The following is a 3,038-nucleotide window of genomic DNA, read 5'->3' on the forward strand; positions in this document are numbered from 1 at the left end:
CGTACGTTGCAGTTCTTTATTTTCACGTTCGAGTTGTTTAATACGTTCTTGATCTGAAATTTGCTGTACTTTAATTGGGTTTTGTTGATCTAAGTATTTTTGATACCAAACACTTAGAGTTTCAGGAGTACAGCCAATTTTAGGAGCAATTGCGGAAACTGCTGCCCAGTTCGATGGATAATCTTTTTCAGATTCAATCAATAATTGAACCGCTCTTTCTCTGATTTCAGGAGTATATTTTAATTTTGTCATCGGGATAGTCTCTCAGAATATTGACTCTCCGACAAACCCGGTACGGTTCATCCATTATTTTGGCTAGGATCACTTCTCCAAGACCAGAACGTGTACAAATGGTGGTATTGAAGTATCCAGAAACTGCTATCTGGTTTCATCATCCAATTTGGAATATTTTCAATTTTGATTCACGTTCTGCTATTGAGACCGATAAAATCATACTTAGCTTAGCCCCTGAAGTTAGCCGTCATTTTCTTCATTTAGCTGAAAGATCTTCTTTTGAACTTAGGTTTGTAAAACGAATTTTTTATAAAAATAGTGAAATATTTGAATTACTAACAAAGTTATCTTAAAAATATCCTTTAGATACTCTAACAGTATTTATTTTGTTCTTGAACGAAGCTGTTGATATGAGCTATTCGGGATATTTTTTAAATCTTAAGATTTGTTCATTGACGGTATTAGGTCAAGTTTTTAATTTACCCCAATTACAGCTTCTACCTCCTACTGTAAAAGAGTTTTTTGAAGCATATGTACGTGCTATACCTTGTAAACATGTTGTTTTTATAGACGAAGTTGCACTTATCGAAAAATCTTTATGTCATTTGGGCAAAAGAGACGATCACTTTTCATATACTCATGCTTATGAAATGTTTTTAAACTTAACTGAAAACGATCATCTATAATGCATATAAACTATCAAATATCAATGAGTTATTTTATATCCAATATTTCAAACCCCAAACTTTCTAAATCCTTCTGCTCAGAAGATTTTAGCTTTTTGACACACCAGACTAAAATATACTTTGGTCTTGATGATGCAACATAAGCAAATCTTGCCGCTTCAGATGTTTTATCTCCAATCCAATGAGACCAATGTGTACCAGTTCCATTCCGTGTAGGATTTGAAATCAGCATGGTAGCTTCATGTGTTTCACCTTTAACACCATGAATAGTTGATTTTCTGAATTTGATATCTAATGAATCATTTTTACGGTGATAGTTAGAGATGCAGTGTGTTGCTTTACCACTTGGAGACCTAATTTTAAAGTCAGAATTTTTTAATGCTTCATAAATCTCTGAGAGTACAAATTCTTGCTTAAACAAATTAATAACAACAGCATTTACTTTTTTGCACCAATTTGTCCATGTACAACTATCTAATTGTAAATCATGATTTAATAAATATTGGATAGAGTTGTGGAGGAACAATCTCCAATCTAATTCTGATGCAATAATTTGAGGGCAATTATAATCACTAGATTTTGTTTCTAACTTTACCTTATCTTTAATATATTTTGAAAAATCAATAAGTGACTGATTGATTGAAGTATAACTTGTCTCATCAAAATTCAAGATTGAGCTTAGTAAGAACTCAACTGGTTTCGCTGGTGTGCTATCCACAATAGATAACTGGTTTAAAGTTTGATGACCTCTAGCTACTAAAACTCGATTGCTATACTGTTTGGTTAGTTCATTAAATTGAGAAATCACTTCACTAGGTGAATCTTTATACTGAAGTACAAAACATGATTGTTCGGGTGATGTGAAATCAGCTTCGATTGAACCTGATTTCATAATATTTGTAGCAATATTTACAATTTTTTGACAGCTTCGAAAGTTTTTAGTTAATTGAATTTCTCTAAAGCCATTGTCAGTTATAAAGTTAATAATGTCATTAGGATCAACGTCCCTAAACTCATATATAGATTGATTTAAATCTCCAACAAAATGTAATTTTGTTCCATTCAACATCATGGCTTTTAAGATATTTAATTGTTCAAAGGATAGATCTTGGCATTCATCAACAATGATAAGTTGAAATCTTTTTGCTAATTTTTTTGCATAATCCTGTGTTGCAGTACGAGTGGTAAGAGCTGATTCCGCAAGGTATTCGATATCCTTATGAGTTAGAAAACCTGCATCACGGCATTTTTTCTTCGCACGATAAATATCATCTTTTTGCCATTGCTCTAAAACCATAGCATTAAGAGCTCTGTTTGTATCTTTATTTGGCGTATGAAATTTAAAACGTCCTGTTCTGTTATCAATTTCTACATGATGTCCTGAAATTTTTTGATAACCATGTGGATACTTTGTTAAAAAAAATAACTGTGAATCATAGTTCACTACTTTAAATGAATAATCTCCATTATGTCCTTCATATTTGGAAATATCTTTCGAAAGAGGATTCACAATATTTTTTAAAATAAAGCTATCGAATGTTCCAATGAAATGTGGGTAGGTCGTGTTATTGTCAATTTTTTCTTTAATTCGATGTTCAATTTCTTTAGCAGCACTTTTAGTAAAAGATAGAACAGCTATGCCACTTGGAAAATTCGCCCAACTTTCAACTTCATTTGCTACTCGTTGAGCAATGGTTTCAGTTTTTCCACTGCCAGGACATGCATTTAAAAAAATATTCTCTGTAATTTGTGTACGTTCAATATAATGGAGTTGTTCATCTGTAAATTTCATCTAACTATTCCTCACTAGAAGATTTTTCTAATGAACAAGCCCAAAGAATTGCATCTTCAATATATTGAGGTACTTTTAGTTCAATTCCCCCTAAAGAAATTTTATCTGCTAAAATTTGAGCAAAATACCCCTTACCGATATTGTCATCATCTATTCTTTTTAATATTTCAAAGGCATAGTCTGCTTTATTTTCTAGAGTAATTTTTGAGTAATCAGCTTCAAATATTGTCTTTAAGCCTTTTTTTACAGTTCCTTCCGATGGCCAAAGATCATAAATAATTTTAGCCATAACTTTTGCATTATCTTCTTCCATTGCTATGTCATAT

General features: G+C 31.8%; 3 protein-coding genes and 1 pseudogene. 1 reads left to right on the forward strand and 3 read right to left on the reverse strand.

The features are described 5' to 3' along the window. Window positions 1-252: transposase (locus HMPREF0023_RS09155; RefSeq protein WP_008941924.1), on the reverse strand; the 252-nt coding region annotated here is incomplete at its 3' end. 392 nt (window positions 253-644) lie between these two features. On the opposite strand from HMPREF0023_RS09155, the gene HMPREF0023_RS16280 reads away from it, so the two are divergent. Next, window positions 645-920, forward strand: a complete 276-nt coding sequence (locus tag HMPREF0023_RS16280; protein WP_017395609.1) for a hypothetical protein — start codon at window positions 645-647, stop codon at window positions 918-920. A 28-nt stretch (window positions 921-948) separates the two neighbouring features. On the opposite strand, the gene HMPREF0023_RS09165 is transcribed toward HMPREF0023_RS16280, so the two are convergent. Together HMPREF0023_RS09165 and HMPREF0023_RS09170 are read right to left on the reverse strand one after the other, a co-directional pair. Next, the gene (locus HMPREF0023_RS09165; RefSeq protein ID WP_008941927.1) at window positions 949-2,712 is read right to left on the reverse strand and encodes a UvrD-helicase domain-containing protein; all 1,764 of its coding nucleotides are present in this window, start codon (window positions 2,710-2,712) and stop codon (window positions 949-951) included. Between the two features lie 4 nt (window positions 2,713-2,716). Then, a pseudogene (locus HMPREF0023_RS09170) lies at window positions 2,717-3,038 on the reverse strand (ATP-dependent endonuclease); the annotation flags it as partial.

Origin of the sequence: Acinetobacter sp. ATCC 27244 (assembly GCF_000156555.1) — a bacterium.
GTDB classification, from domain to species: domain Bacteria; phylum Pseudomonadota; class Gammaproteobacteria; order Pseudomonadales; family Moraxellaceae; genus Acinetobacter; species Acinetobacter haemolyticus.

What these genes read in the sequence shown, in the direction of transcription:
- HMPREF0023_RS16280 (WP_017395609.1), top strand. Translation starts at nt 645, where the DNA reads ATGAGCTATTCGGGATATTTTTTAAATCTTAAGATTTGTTCATTGACG.
- HMPREF0023_RS09165 (WP_008941927.1), bottom strand. Translation starts at nt 2,712, where the DNA reads ATGAAATTTACAGATGAACAACTCCATTATATTGAACGTACACAAATT.